Annotated in this window: 17 protein-coding genes; 16 read left to right on the top strand and 1 reads right to left on the bottom strand. The window is 66.3% G+C overall.

The window, feature by feature from the left end; translation table 11 throughout:
* The first annotated feature begins 3 nt into the window (after window positions 1–3).
* The 16 genes from QRM95_RS18940 to dnaE all read left to right on the top strand — a co-directional run bounded on the left by QRM95_RS18940 (window position 4) and on the right by dnaE (window position 18,827).
* Window positions 4–1,467, top strand: coding sequence for a UDP-N-acetylmuramoyl-tripeptide--D-alanyl-D-alanine ligase (locus tag QRM95_RS18940; protein WP_285248984.1), 1,464 nt, complete (start codon window positions 4–6; stop codon window positions 1,465–1,467).
* On the top strand, window positions 1,464–2,573 hold the full coding sequence (mraY, locus tag QRM95_RS18935) for a phospho-N-acetylmuramoyl-pentapeptide-transferase (RefSeq protein ID WP_018763551.1): 1,110 nt from the start codon (window positions 1,464–1,466) through the stop codon (window positions 2,571–2,573). The genes QRM95_RS18940 and mraY overlap by 4 nt, the downstream gene beginning before the upstream one ends.
* Complete coding sequence (gene murD, locus QRM95_RS18930; protein WP_285248983.1) at window positions 2,555–4,132, top strand: UDP-N-acetylmuramoyl-L-alanine--D-glutamate ligase; 1,578 nt, start codon at window positions 2,555–2,557, stop codon at window positions 4,130–4,132. The genes mraY and murD overlap by 19 nt, the downstream gene beginning before the upstream one ends.
* A 2-nt stretch (window positions 4,133–4,134) precedes the next feature.
* A complete protein-coding gene (gene ftsW, locus QRM95_RS18925) occupies window positions 4,135–5,460 on the top strand; it encodes a putative lipid II flippase FtsW (RefSeq protein WP_285248982.1) in 1,326 nt (441 codons plus the stop codon).
* A 6-nt stretch (window positions 5,461–5,466) separates the two neighbouring features.
* Window positions 5,467–6,567 (top strand): undecaprenyldiphospho-muramoylpentapeptide beta-N-acetylglucosaminyltransferase, encoded by a 1,101-nt coding sequence (gene murG, locus QRM95_RS18920; protein ID WP_285248981.1) that lies wholly within the window; start codon window positions 5,467–5,469, stop codon window positions 6,565–6,567.
* Window positions 6,564–7,940: a UDP-N-acetylmuramate--L-alanine ligase gene (murC, locus tag QRM95_RS18915; protein WP_285248980.1), complete on the top strand. Its 1,377-nt coding sequence runs from the start codon at window positions 6,564–6,566 to the stop codon at window positions 7,938–7,940. The genes murG and murC overlap by 4 nt, the downstream gene beginning before the upstream one ends.
* The gene (locus tag QRM95_RS18910) at window positions 7,933–8,850 is read left to right on the top strand and encodes a cell division protein FtsQ/DivIB (protein ID WP_285248979.1); all 918 of its coding nucleotides are present in this window, start codon (window positions 7,933–7,935) and stop codon (window positions 8,848–8,850) included. Before murC ends, QRM95_RS18910 begins: the two co-directional genes overlap by 8 nt.
* Window positions 8,851–9,035: 185 nt before the next feature.
* Complete coding sequence (ftsZ, locus tag QRM95_RS18905; RefSeq protein ID WP_285248978.1) at window positions 9,036–10,289, top strand: cell division protein FtsZ; 1,254 nt, start codon at window positions 9,036–9,038, stop codon at window positions 10,287–10,289.
* Between the two features lie 8 nt (window positions 10,290–10,297).
* Window positions 10,298–10,987, top strand: a complete 690-nt coding sequence (locus QRM95_RS18900) for a purine nucleoside phosphorylase YfiH/LACC1 family protein (RefSeq protein ID WP_285248977.1) — start codon at window positions 10,298–10,300, stop codon at window positions 10,985–10,987.
* Window positions 10,980–11,732, top strand: a complete 753-nt coding sequence (locus QRM95_RS18895; RefSeq protein ID WP_285248976.1) for a YggS family pyridoxal phosphate-dependent enzyme — start codon at window positions 10,980–10,982, stop codon at window positions 11,730–11,732. The genes QRM95_RS18900 and QRM95_RS18895 overlap by 8 nt, the downstream gene beginning before the upstream one ends.
* Before the next feature lie 90 nt (window positions 11,733–11,822).
* On the top strand, window positions 11,823–12,353 hold the full coding sequence (locus QRM95_RS18890) for a cell division protein SepF (RefSeq protein ID WP_018763560.1): 531 nt from the start codon (window positions 11,823–11,825) through the stop codon (window positions 12,351–12,353).
* Between the two features lie 134 nt (window positions 12,354–12,487).
* Window positions 12,488–12,775: a YggT family protein gene (locus QRM95_RS18885; protein ID WP_018763561.1), complete on the top strand. Its 288-nt coding sequence runs from the start codon at window positions 12,488–12,490 to the stop codon at window positions 12,773–12,775.
* A 176-nt stretch (window positions 12,776–12,951) separates the two neighbouring features.
* Window positions 12,952–13,635 (top strand): DivIVA domain-containing protein, encoded by a 684-nt coding sequence (locus QRM95_RS18880; RefSeq protein WP_285248975.1) that lies wholly within the window; start codon window positions 12,952–12,954, stop codon window positions 13,633–13,635.
* A 94-nt stretch (window positions 13,636–13,729) separates the two neighbouring features.
* Window positions 13,730–14,302: a signal peptidase II gene (gene lspA / locus QRM95_RS18875; RefSeq protein WP_285248974.1), complete on the top strand. Its 573-nt coding sequence runs from the start codon at window positions 13,730–13,732 to the stop codon at window positions 14,300–14,302.
* On the top strand, window positions 14,295–15,221 hold the full coding sequence (locus QRM95_RS18870; RefSeq protein WP_285248973.1) for an RluA family pseudouridine synthase: 927 nt from the start codon (window positions 14,295–14,297) through the stop codon (window positions 15,219–15,221). Before lspA ends, QRM95_RS18870 begins: the two co-directional genes overlap by 8 nt.
* A 48-nt stretch (window positions 15,222–15,269) precedes the next feature.
* Entirely contained in the window at window positions 15,270–18,827 is a 3,558-nt protein-coding gene (gene dnaE / locus QRM95_RS18865; RefSeq protein ID WP_285248972.1) for a DNA polymerase III subunit alpha, read from the top strand.
* 94 nt (window positions 18,828–18,921) lie between these two features.
* Here the strand turns inward: dnaE and QRM95_RS18860 are convergent, their stop codons facing one another.
* Window positions 18,922–19,422 carry a flavin reductase family protein gene (locus tag QRM95_RS18860; RefSeq protein WP_018763566.1) on the bottom strand — a complete coding sequence of 167 codons (501 nt, stop codon included), beginning with the start codon at window positions 19,420–19,422 and terminating at the stop codon, window positions 18,922–18,924.
* Window positions 19,423–19,467 lie beyond the last annotated feature (45 nt).

Below are 19,467 nucleotides of genomic sequence, written 5' to 3'. Positions count from 1 at the left end.
GAGATGATTGCATTTACTGCGGCGGAAATCGCCGAAATCACCAACGGGCGCCTGGACGCCGATCCCGGAATTACGCCCCTTTCGGTGGTGACGGATTCACGCGAAGCCACCCAGGGTTCGCTCTACGTCGCGAAGCCGGGCGAACAGGCCGACGGCCACGACTTCGTGGACGCCGCCTTTGCCGCCGGAGCCATTCTGGCCCTCGTTGAACGCCCGGTCGCTGCGCCGGACGGCCGGGGCTACCCGACGGTCCTGGTTGCCGACGCCGTCCTCGCCATGGGCGCCCTCGCCGCCGAAGCAGTACGCCGGATTCGCGCCGCCCGCTCGGCAGCAGGTGACCTGCTGACGGTCGTTGGCATCACCGGTTCAGCGGGTAAGACCACCACCAAGGACCTCCTGGCCGGGATACTCTCCACCCAGGGGCCAACCGTAGCGCCCCAGGGTTCGTACAACGGTGAGGTTGGCGTCCCGCTGACGGTGTTCCGGGCCGGGACCGACACCCGCTACCTGGTCATTGAAATGGGTGCCACAGGGATTGGCCATATCCGCTACCTGGCGGAGATGGTCAAGCCCGACGTCGGAGTCGTGCTCGCCGTCGGAACGGCCCACGCAGGCGAATTCGGGGGAGTGGAGAACATCGCACTGGCCAAGGGCGAGATGGTTGAAGGACTTACCGGCGCGGGCACCGCAATCATCAACCTCGACGACGAACGCGTGGCTGCGATGCGCGGCCGGACCTCCGCGACGGTCCTCGGCTTCTCCGCGGAAGGCCGCCCGGATGCCGTAGTGCAGGCGCTGAATGCCGACACGAACGCTGAGGGCTGCCCGGAGTTCGACCTCCAGTTGCCGGACGGCGAAGCACCACGGCACGTCCGCAGCCGGCTCATCGGCGCGCACCACGTGGGTAACCTGCTGGCGGCGGCCTCAGCCGCCTGGGCCGCAGGGGTGCCGGGGGACCACATCGCTGATTCACTGAGCAAGCAGGCCGCCGCCAGCCGCTGGCGGATGGAACGCACTGAACGCCCGGACGGCGTCACCATCATCAACGACGCCTACAACGCCAACCCCGAATCAATGCGTGCCGCCCTGCGCACCCTGGCCGACCTTGGCCGGGGCCGCCGGACCTGGGCTGTGCTGGGGGCCATGCTGGAGCTCGGCGAAGACTCCATCCGCGAGCACACTGCTGTGGGCACCCAGGTGGTGCGGCTCAACATCTCCAGGCTGCTGGTGGTTGGCCGCGAAGCCCGCGCACTTTACGTTTCCGCCGTCCAGGAAGGATCCTGGGGCGACGAATGCCTGTTCGCCGAAACCGCCGAAGAGGCATACCAGATCCTTGACGCAGAACTGCAGCCAGGGGACCTGGTGCTGTTCAAGTCATCCAACAGCGTTGGACTCCGCCATTTGGGCGATCGGATAGCATTACCCACATCCCCGACACCTGCCGATGAAAGGAGCACTCTGCTGTGATTGCTCTCCTGATCGGTGCGGGCCTTGCCCTGCTGTGCGCCCTCGTCGGCACCCCTTTGTTCATCCGGCTGCTGGTCCGCCGCGGCTATGGCCAGTTCATCCGGGACGACGGCCCCACCTCGCACCACACCAAACGCGGCACGCCCACCATGGGTGGCACCGTCGTGGTTGCCGCTGTGCTGCTCAGCTACGGGCTCACCCACCTCATCATGCTGATGATGAACCCCGACTCGCCCGGTCCGTCCGCCTCTGCCCTGATCCTGCTGTTCCTGATGGTAGGCATGGGCCTGGTCGGATTCCTGGACGACTTCATCAAGATCTCCCGGCAGCGGAGCCTTGGGTTGAACGCCAAGGCCAAGCTGATCCTCCAGGCGGCCGTAGGCATCATCTTCGCCATCCTGGCGCTGAACTTTCCCAACGACGCAGGGCTCACTCCGGCGTCCACCAAGATTTCCCTGGTCCGGGACCTGCCATGGCTGGACCTCGCCTTTGGCGGGACCGTCCTCGGGGCGATCCTGTTCGTCATTTGGTCCAACCTGATCGTCACGGCGGCCACCAACGGCGTCAACCTCACCGACGGCCTGGACGGCCTGGCCGCCGGTGCCTCGATCATGGTGTTCGGTGCATATACGCTCATGGGCATATGGCAGAGCAACCAGGCCTGCGGCTCCCCCCGGGAAGCCGGCAGTGGCTGCTACCTGGTCCGGGATCCGCTGGACCTCGCCCTCCTTGCCGCCATCCTGAGCGCAGCACTGGTGGGGTTCCTCTGGTGGAACACCTCGCCGGCCAAGATCTTCATGGGCGACACCGGCTCGCTTGCCATCGGTGGAGCGGTGGCCGGATTCGCCATCCTGTCCAGGACGGAACTGCTCCTGGGCATCGTTGGCGGCCTCTTCGTGCTGATCACCCTGTCCGTCATCATCCAGGTGGGCTACTTCAAAGCCACGGGCGGAAAGCGCGTCTTCAAGATGGCACCGCTCCAGCACCACTTCGAGCTGAAGGGGTGGGCCGAGGTCACCGTTGTGGTCCGGTTCTGGATCCTGGGCGGCCTCTTCGTCGCCGTGGGCCTGGGCATCTTCTACGCTGAATGGGTTGTATTGCTGTGACCGTTTCCCCCCGCCTGGCCAACCTCGTCTCCTGGGACTCCGACTGGGCTGGCCTGCGTGTTGCAGTCACCGGCATCGGCGTCTCCGGGTTCGCCGCGGCAGACACCCTGATCGAACTCGGCGCACGCGTGGTGGTGGTGGACGCCGCCACCAGCGACACGGCACGGGCCCACGCCGACACCCTGAAGATCGTGGGTGCGGCCGACGTCCTGCTCGGCGCGGAAGCCGTCAACCATATTCCGCTGATCGACGGCGAACTCCCCGAACTCATTGTCACCTCACCAGGCTGGCGCCCGGACCAGGCCCTCCTCGCGGCGGCGGCCCGTGCCCACATCCCCGTGTGGGGGGACGTCGAACTCGCCTGGCGGGTCCGGATCAGGGAAGGCCGCAAGACTGCCGACTGGCTGGCCATCACGGGAACAAACGGAAAGACCACCACGGTCGGCATGACGGAATCGATGCTCCGGGCCGCCGGGCTCAAGGCCATCGCCGTCGGCAATGTCGGGACGCCCATCCTCGATGCCCTCCGCGATCCGGTTGACTACGACGTTTTCGCCGTCGAGCTCTCCAGCTTCCAGCTGCACTGGGCCGAATCGCTCTCGCCGGTGGCAAGCGTGTGCCTCAACGTGGCCGAGGACCACGTGGACTGGCACGGCTCCTATGACTCGTACCTGGCCGACAAGGCCAAGGTTTACGAGCACACCCAGAAGGCCTGCATCTACAACGCCGAGCAGATTGAAACCGAGCGCATGGTGGAAAACGCCGACGTCGTTGAGGGCTGCCGTGCAGTGGGCTTCACCACGGTCACGCCCGCCATCAGCATGCTCGGCGTGGTGGAAGGGCTGCTCGTGGACCGGGCGTTCATCGAAGAACGCCGCGACAGCGCGGCGGAACTTGCCTCCATGGCCGACCTCGGTCCGCTGGCACCGCGCCACATGGTAGCCAACGCCCTCGCCGCCGCCGGCCTGGTGCGCGCCTACGGGGTTGAGGCCAAGGCCGTCCGCCAAGGCATCCTTGACTATGTCCCCGGCGACCACCGCATCCAGCCGGTGGCCCGGATGAACGGCGTCCTCTGGGTCAACGACTCGAAAGCCACCAACCCGCACGCCGCGTCGGCATCCCTCTCCGCCTTCACCAAGGTGGTCTGGATAGCCGGTGGACTCTCAAAGGGCGTCAGCTACGACGACCTTGTTAGGCAGCACGCCGACCGGCTCAAAGCGGTGGTCCTGATCGGAACCGACACCGGCCCACTGCGTGAGGCCCTGCGGCGACACGCGCCGGATGTCCCGGTCATCGAGCTGGGGGCGGGCGACACTGAAGACGTGGAGACTGCTTCGGCGCCCGGTGCCACACCGGCCGGTTCCCCGGCCAACGGAGAACTGGTGATGACCCGGGCCGTTGCGTCAGCAGCCCGGATCGCCGAATCAGGCGACACCGTGCTGATGGCTCCGGCAGCGGCCTCCATGGATCAGTTCTCTTCCTACGCTCACCGTGGTGGTACATTCATCGACGCTGTCCGCGAGCTGGTGGAAGGGCAGGCCCAGACCGGCGAGGAGTAACGATGGTCAGCACGCCCACCCGGCCACCGGGCAGCAAGCCGCGCACCGGCTCCGCAGCCAAGGAGGCGCGGCGGCCGGCTTCAGCCCGGATGAGGCTGCAGGCACTGCACCGGAAATTCTGGTCCGCCCTGGAGGGGACCGGAACCTCCAGGAACGGTTCCACCTACTATCTGATCCTCGGCGCCACCCTTGCGCTGACCGCCATCGGCATCATGATGGTCCTCTCCGCTTCCAGCGTCGAATCGATCGCAGCCGGCAAATCCCCCTATGGGGACGCCATGAAGCAGGGCGTTTTCGCGGCGATCGGGATCTTCACCATGTTCGTCCTCTCGCGCGTCAACGTCGTGTGGCTCAAGCGGCTGGCATGGCCCGCCGTCGGTGCCGCCGTCCTGCTGTTGGGGCTGGTCCAGGTCGTGGGCTCGGAAATCAACGGCAACCGTAACTGGATCGACGTCGGCGGCATCACCTTCCAGCCCTCGGAAGCGGCAAAGCTGGCGCTTGCCCTCTGGATGGCCACGGTCCTGGCGAGGAAGGGCAGGCTGCTCAGCCGCTGGCAGCACGTGCTGGTTCCGGCGGTGCCCATGGCCGCGGTCGTCATAGTCCTGATCCTGGTGGGCAACGACCTCGGCACGGCCATGATCATCATGATGATCGTGGCCGCGGCCCTCTTCTTCGCAGGCGTACCGCTCTATCTGTTCGGGATCGCGGGCATCATCGCCGCCGCCGGCACCGCCTTCATGGCCATCACCAGTTCCAACCGCATGTGCCGGATCACCTCCTGGTGGACCGGGCAATCCTGCGCCGACGGCATCGACGCCAACTACCAGGCAACCAACGGCCTCTACGGCCTCGCCTCCGGAGGCTGGCTCGGGGTGGGGCTGGGCCAGAGCCGGCAAAAGTACAGCTGGATCCCCGAAGCCCACAACGACTTCATCTTCGCCATCATCGGCGAGGAACTCGGACTGGTGGGGACCGTCGTCGTACTGGTCCTGTTCGCGATCCTGGGCGCCGCGATCTACCGCGTGGTGGTGGCACAGGAAGACATGTTCCACCGCGTCCTGGCCGGCACCATCATGGTCTGGCTGCTGGGGCAGGCCACCGTCAACATGTCCGTGGTCACCGGGCTGATGCCCGTCATCGGCGTGCCGCTGCCGTTCATTTCCTACGGCGGCTCGGCCCTGCTGATGTCACTGTGCGCCATCGGCGTGGTTCTATCCCTCGCCCGGGAACAAATGGCCCCTGCCATCCGGCCCAAACGGATGCTCAAGCTCAAGGCCCGGAAAGACCGCGACAAGAGCCAACCCAAGAATTCCAGAAAGCGTGCCTAACCTCAGATGACACCTGCCACACCCTCTATCGTCCTGGCCGGCGGCGGAACAGCCGGCCACATCAGCCCGCTGCTCGCCATCGCCGCGGCACTCCGGAGCGAAGCACCGGGGGCGGACATCCTCGCCGTCGGAACGCCATCAGGGATGGAAACCCGCCTGGTGCCCGCTGCCGGCGTCCAGTTGGCTACGATCGACCGCGTGCCCTTCCCGCGGAAACCGTCAGCGGACCTGTTCCGCCTGCCCGGCAGGCTGGCCGGCGCTGTCCGCCAGGCCGGTGCCATCCTGGACCGGGCCCACGCCGATGTTCTGGTGGGAGTGGGAGGATACGTCTGCACCCCCATGTACCTGGCCGCACGAAAGCGCCGCATTCCCGTGGTGATCCACGAGGCCAACGCGCGCCCGGGACTGGCCAACCGGGTCGGGGCATTCCTCAACGGCAGGGTGGCCGTGGCCTTCGAAGGCACCTCGCTCCGGAACGCTGTCCACGTGGGAATGCCCATGCGGAAGGAAATCTCCGGGCTGGACCGTAAAGCTGCCAGGACTGCGGCCAGGGAAGCCCTGGGGCTCGATCCACAGCAGCCCACCTTGATCGTGACGGGCGGGTCCTCCGGAGCGCAAAGCATCAACCGGACCATCGCCGCCGCCGTTGGCCGGCTTGCCGACGCCGGCATCCAGACGCTGCACGTCACTGGCCGCGGCAAGACCGTGCTGGACGAGGCCGGCCAACCCCTCGCCGCGAAGGGGTACCGGCAGGTGGAGTACATCGACGGTATGGAGCTCGCCTACGCCGCGGCGGACCTCCTTTTGGCACGCTCGGGCGCCGCCACGGTCTGCGAGGTCGCCGCCGTCGGAGTTCCCGCGGTCCTGGTGCCGCTGCCCATCGGCAACGGCGAACAGGCCCTTAACGCCGCTGGGCTGGTGGCCGCAGGCGGCGCGCTGCTGGTGGCCGACCGTGATTTCACGCCCGACTGGGTGGAACGCGAACTGATCCCCCTGATCACCGACAAGGCCCGGCTCGCGGCCATGGAAGCCAAGTCCTACCGTCTCGGTATCCGAAACGCCGACCAGCGGATGGCTGGTCTTGTCCTGGAAGCGGTATCCGCATGAACCCCCACACCAACGCAGGCACGGACATCCTCGGCAAGGTGCACTTCATCGGCATTGGGGGCGTAGGCATGTCCGCCGTGGCACGGATTATGGTGGCCCGCGGTGTCCCGGTCAGCGGATCCGATGCCAAGGACCTGCCCGTCATGGCGGACCTCGCGGCGGCCGGTGCCCGCATTGCTGTCGGGTACGACGCGGAGAACCTGGGGGACGCGGAGACGGTGGTGGCCGGGTCGGCCATCAGGGATGACAACCCCGAACTGGCTGCCGCGAGGCAGGCAGGGCTGCCAGTCCTGCACCGCTCCGAGGCCCTCGCCGCCACCATGGGGAATGACGCCGTGGTGACGGTGGCCGGAACGCATGGAAAATCCACCACGACCTCCATGATTACCGTACTGCTGCGGGCCGCCGGGCTGGACCCCTCCTTCGCCGTGGGGGCCAACATTCCGGCGCTTGGCGTCAACGCCGCCCACGGGACATCAGGCATCTTCGTTGCGGAAGCCGACGAGTCCGATGGCTCCTTCCTCAACTACCGGCCACGGATCGCCGTCGTCACCAACGTCGAGCCCGACCACCTCGACTATTACGGCACAGCCGAAGCCGTCTACGAGTCCTTCGACCGGTTCACCGCCCTCCTGCCCGCTGACGGGCTCCTCGTTGCCTGCGCTGACGACGCCGGGGCGCTGGCCCTCGCCGGCAGGACCAAGGCCCGCGGCGCCACGCGGGTGGTCCTCTACGGCACGAACGAAGCCGCGGATGTTCGGCTGCTCGACGACGGCCCCGGCCGCGTCGCCGTGGCAAATCCCGCCGGGCAGTTTCCGCTGGCCCTGCAGGTTCCCGGCCGCCACAACGCGCTCAACGCCGCGGCGGCGTTTGCCGTGGCCCTGGAACTCGGGGTGGAGCCGGCGGCCGCTGCGGCCGGCCTTGCCAGCTTCTCGGGAGCGTCCCGCCGCTTCGAACTGAAGGGCACAGCCAGGGGGGTGCGGGTCTTCGACGACTACGCCCACCATCCCACGGAAGTTCGCGCTGCCCTTGCCGCGGCCCGCTCCGTCGCCGGAGACCACAAGGTGCACGTCCTGTTCCAGCCGCACCTGTTCTCCCGGACCCGGGAGTTCGCCGCCGAATTCGCCGATGCCCTGAACCTGGCAGACACCGCCCTGGTCCTGGACATCTACCCGGCCAGGGAAGACCCCATTCCGGGCGTCACCAGCCAACTCATCGCCGACCACCTCACCGGGGGAGGACATCTGGTGGCCGCCGGTGACGCCGTCCCCACCCTCGCGGCAGCCGCGGGCGACGGCGACGTCATCCTGACCGTCGGTGCCGGCGACGTCACGGCCTACGGCCCCCGGATAGTGGAGGCGCTCCATGCCTAGCTCGCGCCGCCCAACCTACGCCCCTCCGAAGCGGAGCAATCGTGCCGACACCGCGGCGGGCACCCCTTCCCGGAAGGACCCGGCGAACGGGGCGCCCCCTGCCACCGGTGGCGACGTCATTACCGCCTCCCGCGGGATCCAGGACCCGGCCCCGGAAAAAGCGGCCACAGTCCAGGAACCCGCCGGCGCGACGGTCCTGGCGTTCCCGGAGCCCAAAGCCAAGCGGCGCCGGAAGAGATTCCTCATTGCCCTCGGAACCGTGGTGGTCCTGGTGGCGGGCATCCTGGCCGGTGCCATCTATTCACCCGTCCTCGCCCTGCAGACGATCTCTGTCAGCGGCACGCGGCTCCTGACGCCCGCCCAGGTCCAGGCCGCCTTGGAGCCGCTCCGCGGCAAGCCTCTGCCACAGATCAGTGACGACGACGTACGCGGCCTCCTCGGGCCCCTGGTCCAGGTCAAGTCCGTCTCGGTCGAGGCGCGGCCGCCCTCCACGCTCGCCATCGCCGTGCATGAGCGGGTTCCGGTAGCCCTGGTCAAGCAGGGGGAGCAGTACCAGCTGGTGGACGTCGACGGCGTCCAGCTGGGAACCACGGCCGACCCGGCATCGGCCTCCCTGCCGGTGATCGACGGCGGCGCAGGAGCGATCGGCCAGGATCTGTTCCGTGCCACGGCAGCAGTCCTGGGTGCGTTGCCCGCAGATGTGCTGGCCAAGCTGTCCAACGCCTCAGCCCAGTCCGTGGACGCCGTGGAACTGAAGCTCGTGGACGGCCAGACGATCGTCTGGGGCAACGCCTCGGAGAAGGAACTCAAGGCCAAGGTGCTGGCCGCGCTCCTGAAGGTTCCGGCGGATCCGAAGAACCCCGTCAGGGTCTACGATGTCAGTGTGCCCCGGCACCCAGTGACGCGCTGAGCGCTTTCTTTCCCGGTATTAATCCGACACGCGGACCCGGTTATTGAATGTCGGAACCAGAGGAAATACCGTCACAGACATGAGTTACTTGACATAACTATAACCTTCAAGTCGAAGGTTAAGGTTGCAGGCTTCAAGCTCACCATCAGTTTTCGCAATACAGACACGAACAAGGGACACGTAACGTGGCAGCTCCGCAGAATTACTTGGCCGTCATCAAAGTCGTCGGCATCGGCGGCGGTGGCGTGAACGCAGTCAACCGCATGATCGAGGTCGGCCTCAGGGGTGTTGAGTTCATCGCCATCAACACCGACGCCCAGGCCCTGCTGATGAGCGACGCCGACGTCAAGCTCGACGTCGGGCGCGAGCTGACCCGCGGCCTGGGGGCCGGCGCCAACCCGGAGGTGGGCAAGCAGGCTGCCGAGGACCACGCGGACGAGATCGAAGAAGTCCTCCGCGGCGCCGACATGGTCTTCGTGACCGCCGGCGAAGGCGGCGGAACGGGCACCGGCGGCGCTCCCGTCGTCGCCCGGATCGCACGCTCCCTGGGGGCCCTGACCATTGGCGTGGTCACCCGCCCGTTCACCTTCGAGGGCCGGCGCCGCGCCGGCTCCGCCGAGGCCGGCATCGACGCCTTGCGCGACGAGGTGGACACCCTGATCGTGATCCCCAACGACCGCCTGCTCTCCATCAGCGACCGCAACGTTTCGGTGCTGGATGCTTTCCGCTCCGCCGACCAGGTCCTGTTGTCCGGTGTCCAGGGCATCACCGACCTCATCACCACCCCCGGCCTGATCAACCTCGACTTCGCGGACGTCAAGTCCGTGATGCAGGGTGCCGGCTCCGCGCTCATGGGCATCGGATCGGCCCGCGGCGAGGACCGCGCCGTCAAGGCTGCCGAACTGGCCATTGCCTCCCCGTTGCTGGAAGCCTCCATCGACGGCGCCCACGGCGTGCTGCTCTCCATCCAGGGCGGCTCCGACCTGGGCCTGTTCGAGATCAACGAAGCCGCACGGCTGGTCCAGGAAGTGGCCCACCCCGAGGCCAACATCATCTTCGGTGCCGTCATTGACGACGCCCTGGGCGACGAAGCACGCGTCACCGTTATCGCCGCAGGCTTCGACGACGTCAAGGCCACCTCACCGTCCATGGACCAGTCACAGCCGCAGGCCGCCCCCCAGCGGCCCGCTGCTCCCGCTGCGGCCCCTGCCTCGGCCCACTCCCAGGGCGGAAACCACCAGGGCAACGGAAGCCACCAGCAGAACGTCCAGCCCATTCACGCCGGCGTCGGTGCGGCGGGCCTGAGCAACTGGGGCCAGCAGCGTCCGTCTGCCGTCCCGGCCGACTCCGGCTTCGACGTCGACCTCCCTTCCGTCGTGGAGCCGGACCTGACCGGCAACCACCCGGATGACCTGGATGTCCCCGACTTCCTGAAGTAGGCACCGGCTTGTTCCTTTGGCGCGCCGACATCCTGCCCGGGGTGTCGGCCGCATTCACTGACGCGAGTGCCGGAAACCTGGCCCTCCACGTGGGAGATGATCCCGCCCGGGTCATGGAGCGCCGGAGCCGCCTGGAGGAATCCATCGGTGCCGCTCCGCGGTCACTGCGCTTCATGAACCAGGTCCACGGTACCTCCGTCGCTTTAATGGCCGCGGGCTCTCCCGCTCCCGAAGCCGACGCTATGGTGTCCCAGGGCATTCCCCTGGCCGTCATGGTGGCGGACTGCATCCCGGTCCTGCTCGCGGGGGAGTCGTCCAACGGGCCCGTCCTCGCCGCCGTCCACGCCGGCCGTCCCGGGACCGCCAACGGTGTGATCCCCGCGGCCGTGGAGGCGATGGAAACCCTGGGGGCGTCCCGGATCCGTGCCTGGCTGGGGCCCTCCATCTGCGGAGCCTGCTACGAAGTACCCGCTGCCCTGCGCGAGGAGGTGGCCGGCAAGGTGCCCGCAACCTGGAGTACCACGTCCTGGGGGACCCCCGGGCTGGACCTCCCGGCCGGTGCCCGGAGCCAGCTCGAGGCCACCGGAGTGGAAGTGGCCTATTCCGGTCCCTGCACCCTCGAGACCGATACGCTGTTCTCCTACCGCCGCGACCGGAATACCGGACGTTTCGCCGGGCTGGTGTGGTGCCATGACTGAGTATCCGCAGGACGGCGGGGACCCGGCGTCCGATCCCCGCGCCGCGGAACTCGCCATCAGGCTCGCCGCGGTACGCAACCGGATCGAGGCCGCTGCCGAGGCGAGCGGCCGCGGCCGCCGGCCGCCGTCGCTCATCGTGGTCACCAAGTTCCACCCGGCCGCGGACATCCGCCGGCTCGCGGCCCTCGGGGTCACCGATGTGGGCGAGAACAGGGACCAGGAGGCGGCCGCAAAAGCCGCCGAACTGGCCGGGCTGGCCCTCAACTGGCATTTCGTGGGCCAACTGCAGAGCAAGAAGGCCAAGTCGGTAGTCCGGTACGCCGCCGCCGTCCACTCAGTGGACCGCCTCCAGCTCGTGGACGCCCTCGCCAAGGCAGTGCGGAACGAGATGGATTCCGCCGGGCGGGACCCTTTGGCGTGCTTCATCCAGGTCAGCCTGGAGGACGACGGCGGCACGCACCGCGGCGGGGCGGCGCCGGCCGACGTGCCACTCCTGGCGGAGCGGATCGCCGCGTCAGCCGGCCTCCACCTTGCCGGCGTCATGGCCGTTGCGCCGCTGGGCGCGCCGCCGGAGCCGGCCTTCGAGAAGCTCGCCGCGGTATCGGCCCGTCTGGTGGCCGACCACCCGGGGGCAGCTGCCATCTCGGCCGGCATGAGCCAGGACCTGGAGGCGGCCATCAAGTTCGGGGCGACACACCTGCGGATCGGTTCCGATATTCTCGGTTCGCGTCCCGCGGTGGGGTAGCGTCGGACCTGTTGGAAGTGATGGGCGGGGGACTCCAGTGCTGTCAAGTCATTGGGCGGCCCGCTTACGGGACACGATTAGGAGTCGACCATGGCCGGCGCTCTGCGCAAGACAATGATCTATCTTGGGCTCGCCGACGGCGATGAGCATTACGAGTCCGAGCAACAGACCACACGTAAGGATGAGGACGAACCCATGGAAGTCGACCGCGAGGAACGCCGTGCTCCGGCACCGGTCCGCGAAGTCAGCCGTGAGGCGTCCTACACCCCTGAAGAGGAATACCGCGCCCCAGTGACCCCGATTAAGCGTGCGGCCTCGAGCCGTGAAGAGAACACCGGACTTCGGCAGATCACCACCATCCATCCCCGCTCCTACAACGATGCCAAGCTCATCGGTGAGAGCTTCCGGGACGGTATCCCGGTGATCATGAACGTCACGGACATGGGCGAGGCAGACGCAAAGCGCCTGGTGGACTTCTCGGCCGGACTCGTCTTCGGCCTCCGCGGCAGCATCGAACGGGTGACCAACAAGGTGTTCCTGCTCTCACCGTCCTACGTCGAAGTGATCGGTGACGACAAAAAAGTCAGCGACACGCAGGCCAGTTTCTTCAACCAGAGCTGACGGCCAAGGCCTACGACAGATGCCAGGCAGGGACACCTGTCTGGCATCTGTGCTGAAATAGACAAGACAACTGCAGCGCACCGCGGCATCCGAACGGGATGGTCCGCACGAAATATGGAGATATGAAATAAGTCATGGGAATTGTTTTCGGACTTCTCTATCTCGTGTTGCTGCTGTTTTTCGTGGCCCTCATCATCCGCTTGGTCTACGACTGGGTGCAGATGTTCGCGAGGGAATGGCGGCCACGCGGCGCGGCCCTCGTGGTGGCGCACGCTGTGTATTCCATCACTGATCCGCCGCTCAAGGGGCTGCGGCGGTTGATCCCGCCCCTCCGGCTTGGCGGCATCTCCCTGGACCTGGGCTTCCTGATCCTGTTCATCGGCGTCAGCATTGCGATGAGCATCACCAGGAACCTGGCCTGATCCACCAACAAAGACTTGGCAATGCAGGATGATCCTCCCGGGAACAGCTACTGTAAAGCGAAGAAACCTCCCGTTTGACACCGCGGTGTTGAATTAGAGTAAGCAGACCAAATTTAGGTACCGTAGTTTTGACGGCCGGAAGGCCTACTGACTAACCAGACCAGTGAGGTGACCAGATGGCTTTGACGCCAGAAGACGTTGTCAACAAGCGCTTTCAGCCCACCAAGTTCCGCGAGGGCTACGACCAGGACGAGGTTGACGACTTCCTGGACGAAATCGTCGTCGAACTCCGCCGCCTGAACCAGGAAAACGACGAGCTCCGCAAGAAGCTCGCCGACGCCGGCTCCAGCGTCCCGGCAAGCACCACCGCCGCGCCTGTGGTTGAGAAGGTCCCCGCCCCGGTCAAGTCCGACAAGGATGAGGCCCGCGAGAAGGCTGAAGCCGAAGCGAAGGCCGCCGAAGCCAGCAAGAAGAAGGAAGTCGAGCCGGCCGCTCCGGTTGCAGCCGCCCCCGCAGCGCCCGCCGCCTCCACTCCTTCCGCCGAGTCCGCTGCCGGCCTGCTGGCCATGGCGCAGCAGATGCACGACCGCCACGTCGCCGAAGGCCAGGCCCAGAAGGACAAGATCATCGCCGAGGCGCAGATCGAAGCCAGTAGCCTCGTCAACGACGCACAGGAAAAGTCCCGCAAGATCCTGGGCGCGCTGGAGCAGCAGCGTTCGGTCCTCGAGCGCAAGGTGGAGCAGCTCCGCGGCTTCGAACGCGACTACCGTTCACGCCTGAAGGCCTACATCGAAGGCCAGCTCCGCGACCTGGACGCGCGTGGTTCCGTTGCAACGCCGGAAGTCAGCGAAGCGAACTAACCCTGGCAACACGTATTCTGAAAGCCGGTGGCTGAGGATTCCTCGGCCACCGGCTTTTGGCATTGACACCTAAGTTTTTCGAAGTGAAAGCACCATGACTGACGAACTTGCAGCCGACGCCGCACGGCCGGCCCCCTCCTCTCCGCGCCCCCGACGGGCTGTGCTGCTGTCCCTCTTCGGCGGGTTCGCGGTCTTTGCCTACGTCCTGGACCAGCTCACCAAACTCTGGGTGACATCCAACATGGTGGAAGGCGAAAGGATTCCGGTCCTGCCGCCCCTGCTGCACTGGTACTTCATCCGGAACTCAGGTGCCGCGTTTTCGATTGGGGAGAACGTCACCTGGGTGTTCTCGATCATCATGGCCGGCGTCGCCGTCGCAATTCTCTTCCAGGTCCGGAGGCTGGGCTCGGCCTGGTGGTCCCTTGCTCTTGGGCTGCTGCTGGGCGGTGCCCTGGGCAACCTGACCGACCGGCTTTTTCGTGAGCCCTCCTTCGGCATGGGCCATGTGGTGGACTTCATTCAGCTTCCCAACTTCGCGATCTTCAATATCGCGGACTCCGCCGTCGTGTCTGCCGTCGCCATCATCTGCATCCTGACCATTCGCGGAATCGCCCTGGACGGAACGCGCCTCGGTTCTGCACACAAGGACAAGCCCGGCCATGAGTGAGCGAATCGTCGTGGCCGAGGAATTCGGCGGGACCCGGGCCGACGCCGGACTGGCCGGCCTCTTGGGCGTGTCCCGTTCCGTGGCTGCCTCCTTGCTGGCCGAGGGCCATGTGCTCACCCGGGGGAAGGCGCTGGGGAAATCGGCAAAACTTGTGGCGGGGGATGTCCTTGATGTCACCGTCCCGGAGCGGCGGGACCCGCTGGAAGTCGTGGAGGAAGTTGTGGAAGGCCTGAAGATCCTGCTGGATGACGAGGACTTTGTCGTCGTCGACAAACCTGTGGGCGTCGCGGCGCATCCCTCGCCGGGCTGGGTTGGCCCCACCGTGGTGGGCGGACTGGCCGGGGCGGGCTACCGCATCTCCACCTCCGGCGCACCGGAGCGGGCGGGGATCGTGCACCGGCTCGACGTCGGAACCTCCGGGGTGATGGTGGTGGCGAAGTCCGAGCGGGCCTACACAGCCCTCAAGCGGGCCTTCAAGGAGCGCACCGTGGACAAGGTGTACCACGCGGTGGTCCAGGGCCTTCCGGACCCGCTGACAGGCACCATCGACGCCCCAATCGGTCGGCATCCCGGCCACGACTGGCGCTTTGCCGTCATCGAGGACGGCCGCCCCTCGGTAACCCATTACGAAGTCCTGGAGGCCTTCGGGAAGGCCAGCCTGGTGGAAGTGCACCTGGAGACGGGCCGGACGCACCAGATCCGCGTCCACTTCTCAGCCCTCCGCCATCCCTGCGCCGGTGACCTCACCTATGGCGCCGACCCGCGCCTTGCGGCCACCCTGGGGCTTACCCGGCAGTGGCTTCACGCCCGCCAGCTGGGATTCGACCACCCGGTGACCGGGGAACGCGTCACCGTCACCAGCGACTACCCGCAGGACCTGGCCTACGCCCTGGAAGTGCTGGAATCGGGACAGGCCTGACACGGTTGACTGGCCGGGGAGACAGCCGCCAGCGCTTAGAATAGTGCGGTGAGTTCCAGCAAAGATTCGTTTGTCCACCTGCACACCCACACCGAATATTCCATGCTGGATGGAGCTGCCCGCCTGGGCGAGCTGTTCGATGAAACCGAGCGCCTGGGCATGCCGGCCCTTGCCACCACAGACCACGGCTACTTGTTCGGGGCGTTCGATTTCTGGCGCAAGGCCACGGACAAGGGCATCAAACCGATCATCGGCGTCGAAGCCTACGTAACCCCCGGTACGGCCCGCACGGACAAGGAACGCGTCCGCTGGGGCGACGAATCGCAGCGCAAGGACGACGTCTCCGGCGGTGGCTCGTACACCCACATGACGCTCCTGAGCTACAACAACGTGGGCATGCGGAACCTCTTCCGGGCCTCCTCCATCGCTTCCCTCGATTCCGTGTTCGGCAAGTGGCCTCGGCTTGACCGCGAACTGCTCAACACCTACGCCGAAGGGCTGATCGCCACCACCGGATGCCCCTCCGGCGAAGTGCAGACCCGGCTCCGGCTCGGCCAGTACCGCGAAGCGCTGGAAGCAGCCGCCGAATTCCGGGACATCTTTGGCGCGGAAAACTACTTCTGCGAGCTGATGGACCACGGACTGGACATTGAGCGGCGGGTCACCGGCGACCTCCTCAGGCTCGCCAAGGACCTCAACCTGCCGCTGGTGGCCACGAACGACCTCCACTACACCCATGAGCACGATGCCAAGGCCCACGAGGCCCTGCTGGCCATCCAGTCGGGCTCCACGTTGCTCGAACCCACGTACGACAACGGCGGTTCGCGGTTCGCCTTCTCCGGCAGCGGCTACTATCTCAAATCCCCGCAGGAGATGCGTGAGCTTTTCCGCGACCACCCGGAAGCCTGCGACAACACCCTGCTGATCGCTGAGCGGTGCGAGGTGTCTTTCAACACGGACGCCAACTTCATGCCCCGGTTCCCCTGCCCACCCGGCGAGGACGAAACCTCCTGGCTGGTCAAGGAAGTGGACAAGGGCCTGCAGTACCGCTACCCGGGAGGCATCCCGGACGAGGTCCGCAAGCAGGCGGACTACGAGCTCGGCGTCATCACGTCCATGGGGTTCCCGGGCTACTTCCTGGTGGTTGCCGACTTCATCAACTGGGCCAAGAACAACGGCATCCGCGTGGGCCCCGGCCGTGGCTCGGGTGCAGGTTCCATGGTGGCCTACGCCATGCGCATCACCGACCTGGACCCCTTGCGCCACGGCCTGATCTTCGAACGCTTCCTGAACCCGGACCGCGTGTCCATGCCCGACTTCGACGTCGACTTCGATGACCGGCGCCGTTCCGAAGTCATCGACTACGTGACCCGCAAGTACGGTGACGAACGCGTTGCCATGATCGTCACGTACGGCACCATCAAGACCAAGCAGGCCCTCAAGGACTCCTCCCGCGTCCTGGGCTACCCGTTCAGCATGGGTGAACAGCTGACCAAGGCCCTGCCGCCTGCCGTGATGGCCAAGGACATTCCGCTTGCGGACATCCAGAACCCCGAAGCCAAGCGCTACAGCGAGGCCGGCGATTTCCGGCAGTTGATTGCCACTGATCCGGAAGCCGCCAAGGTCTTCGAAACGGCCCTGGGCATCGAAGGCCTGAAGCGCCAGTGGGGCGTGCACGCGGCCGGCGTCATCATGTCCTCGGACCCCATCATCGACGTCATCCCCATCATGCGCCGCTTCCAGGACGGCCAGGTGATCACCCAGTTCGACTACCCGACGTCCGAGGGCCTCGGCCTGATCAAGATGGACTTCCTGGGCCTGCGGAACCTGACGATCATTTCCGACGCCCTCGAGAACATCAAGATGAACCGTGGCATCGAACTCGACCTGGAAAACCTCGAGCTCGACGACGCCCCATCCTACGAACTCCTGGCCCGCGGCGACACCCTGGGCGTGTTCCAGCTCGACGGCGGCCCCATGCGGTCCCTGCTCAAGCTCATGAAGCCTGACAACTTCGAGGACATCTCCGCCGTCCTGGCGTTGTACCGGCCCGGCCCCATGGGCGCCAACGCCCACACCGACTACGCACTGCGCAAGAACGGGATCCAGGAAGTCATTCCCATCCACCCTGAGCTGGAGGAACCGCTCAAGGAGATCCTCGGCGGAACGTACGGCCTGATCGTGTACCAGGAGCAGGTCATGGCCGTGGCGCAGAAACTGGCCGGCTACTCGCTGGGCCAGGCAGATATCCTCCGGCGTGCCATGGGCAAGAAGAAGAAGTCGGAACTGGACAAGCAGTTCGCCGGATTTTCCCAGGGCATGCAGGACAACGGTTACTCCATGGAAGCCGTCAAGACCCTGTGGGACATCCTCCTGCCCTTCTCCGACTACGCCTTCAACAAGGCCCACTCCGCCGCCTACGGGGTGATCTCCTACTGGACGGCCTACCTGAAGGCGCACTATGCGCCCGAATACATGGCTGCACTGCTGACCTCCGTCGGTGACGACAAGGACAAGTCGGCCATCTACCTGAACGAATGCCGCCGCATGGGCATCACGGTGCTTCCGCCGGATGTCAACGAGTCCGCCCTTAACTTCACCCCGGTGGGCAACGACATCCGCTTCGGTATGGGCGCCATCCGCAACGTGGGTGCGAACGCCGTCGAGGCCATGGTCACCGCACGCGAGAGTGAAGGTGCCTACACGTCCTTCAAGGACTACCTGATGAAGGTGCCGGCGGTGGTCTGCAACAAGAGGACCATCGAATCCCTCATCAAGTCAGGGGCCTTCGACTCCCTGGGCCACCACCGGCGTGCGCTGGCCATGATCCACGAAGAGGCCATCGACTCCGTCATCACCTTGAAGCGGAACGAGGCTATCGGCCAGTTCGACCTCTTCGCCGGCTTTGAGGAAGCCGAATCGGAAGCGTCGCTCAGCATCGAAATCCCGGACCTGCCCGAGTGGGAGAAGAAGGACAAGCTGTCCTTCGAACGGGACATGCTGGGCCTGTACGTCTCGGACCACCCGCTGCAGGGCCTCGAGGGGCTGCTGAGCCAGCACGCGGAGATGAGCATCACCACCATCATCGGCGAGGACGGACCGCAGGACGGCGCCATCATCACCATCGCCGGCATGATCACCTCGCTGAGCCGCCGCATCGCCAAAGCCAGCGGCAATGCCTACGCCCGGGCCGAGATCGAGGACCTGGGCGGTTCCATCGAAGTGATGTTCTTCGGCCAGGTCTACGGGCCCATCGCCTCCGTGCTCGCCGAGGACCTGATCGTGGTGGTCAAGGGCCGCCTGCAAAAGCGCGACGACGGCGCAATCACCCTGAACTGCATGGAGCTGTCCGTTCCGGACCTGAGCGAAGGCCTGCACGGGCCGCTGGTCATCACCATGCCCACCTACAAGGCAACCGAGGCCGTGGTGACGGAGCTGGGGGACGTGCTGCGCACGCACCGCGGCAACTCGGAGGTGCGGCTGCACCTCCAGGGCGACACCCGCACGGAAATCATGGGCTTGCCCGTCCACCTGCGGGTGAACCCCAGCCCGTCCCTGTTCGGCGACCTGAAAGTGCTGCTGGGGCCCGCCTGCCTGGACGCCTGACACAAGGGAGCACGACGCCGGAAGCCGGCTTCCGGCGTCGTCCGCGCCCTTGGCTCCGGGTCGCTTCAGCCCGGACCCGGAACGGCGGAGTGCGCTAGATTTCGTAGTCCAGCGGGACAGGCTGCCCGTAAGCGCCCCCGTGGTAGAGCAGCGGCGCACCGTCGCCGCCCACCTGGCCGTCCACCACCTGGACCACCACCACGGCGTTGTTTTCGAACGACAGCCGCATCTGCACCTCGCCGATGAGCCAGCCGGCCACATCCTTCAGGATGGGCACCCCGTGCGGACCGATTTCCCAGTGGTTCCCCTCGAACCGGTTGCCGGGCCGGGCGAACCGGGCTGCCAGTTCCTGGTTTTCCAGGCCCAGCATGTGGACGCCCAGGAACTGGGTGTTGGCAACGGCAGGCCAGGACCTGGAACTGCGGGCCATGTTGAACGTGAAGCGCGGCGGTTTGGCGGACAGGGAGGCCACCGATGTCGCGGTGAACCCGTAGGGCTCGTCCTGGTAGTTCACGGTAATGATGGCGACGCCCGCGGCATGCCGCCGGAACATCTCCCTGAACGTCTGCTCAAAGGGCTCGCTGTTGTCGGTCACCGGAACTCCTGCACTAAGTGGCATATCTCTTTCCCCAAGCGTATT

Source organism: Pseudarthrobacter sp. efr-133-R2A-89, assembly GCF_030209315.1.
GTDB lineage: Bacteria > Actinomycetota > Actinomycetes > Actinomycetales > Micrococcaceae > Arthrobacter.
This window is presented reverse-complemented; position numbering and strand designations above follow the sequence as displayed.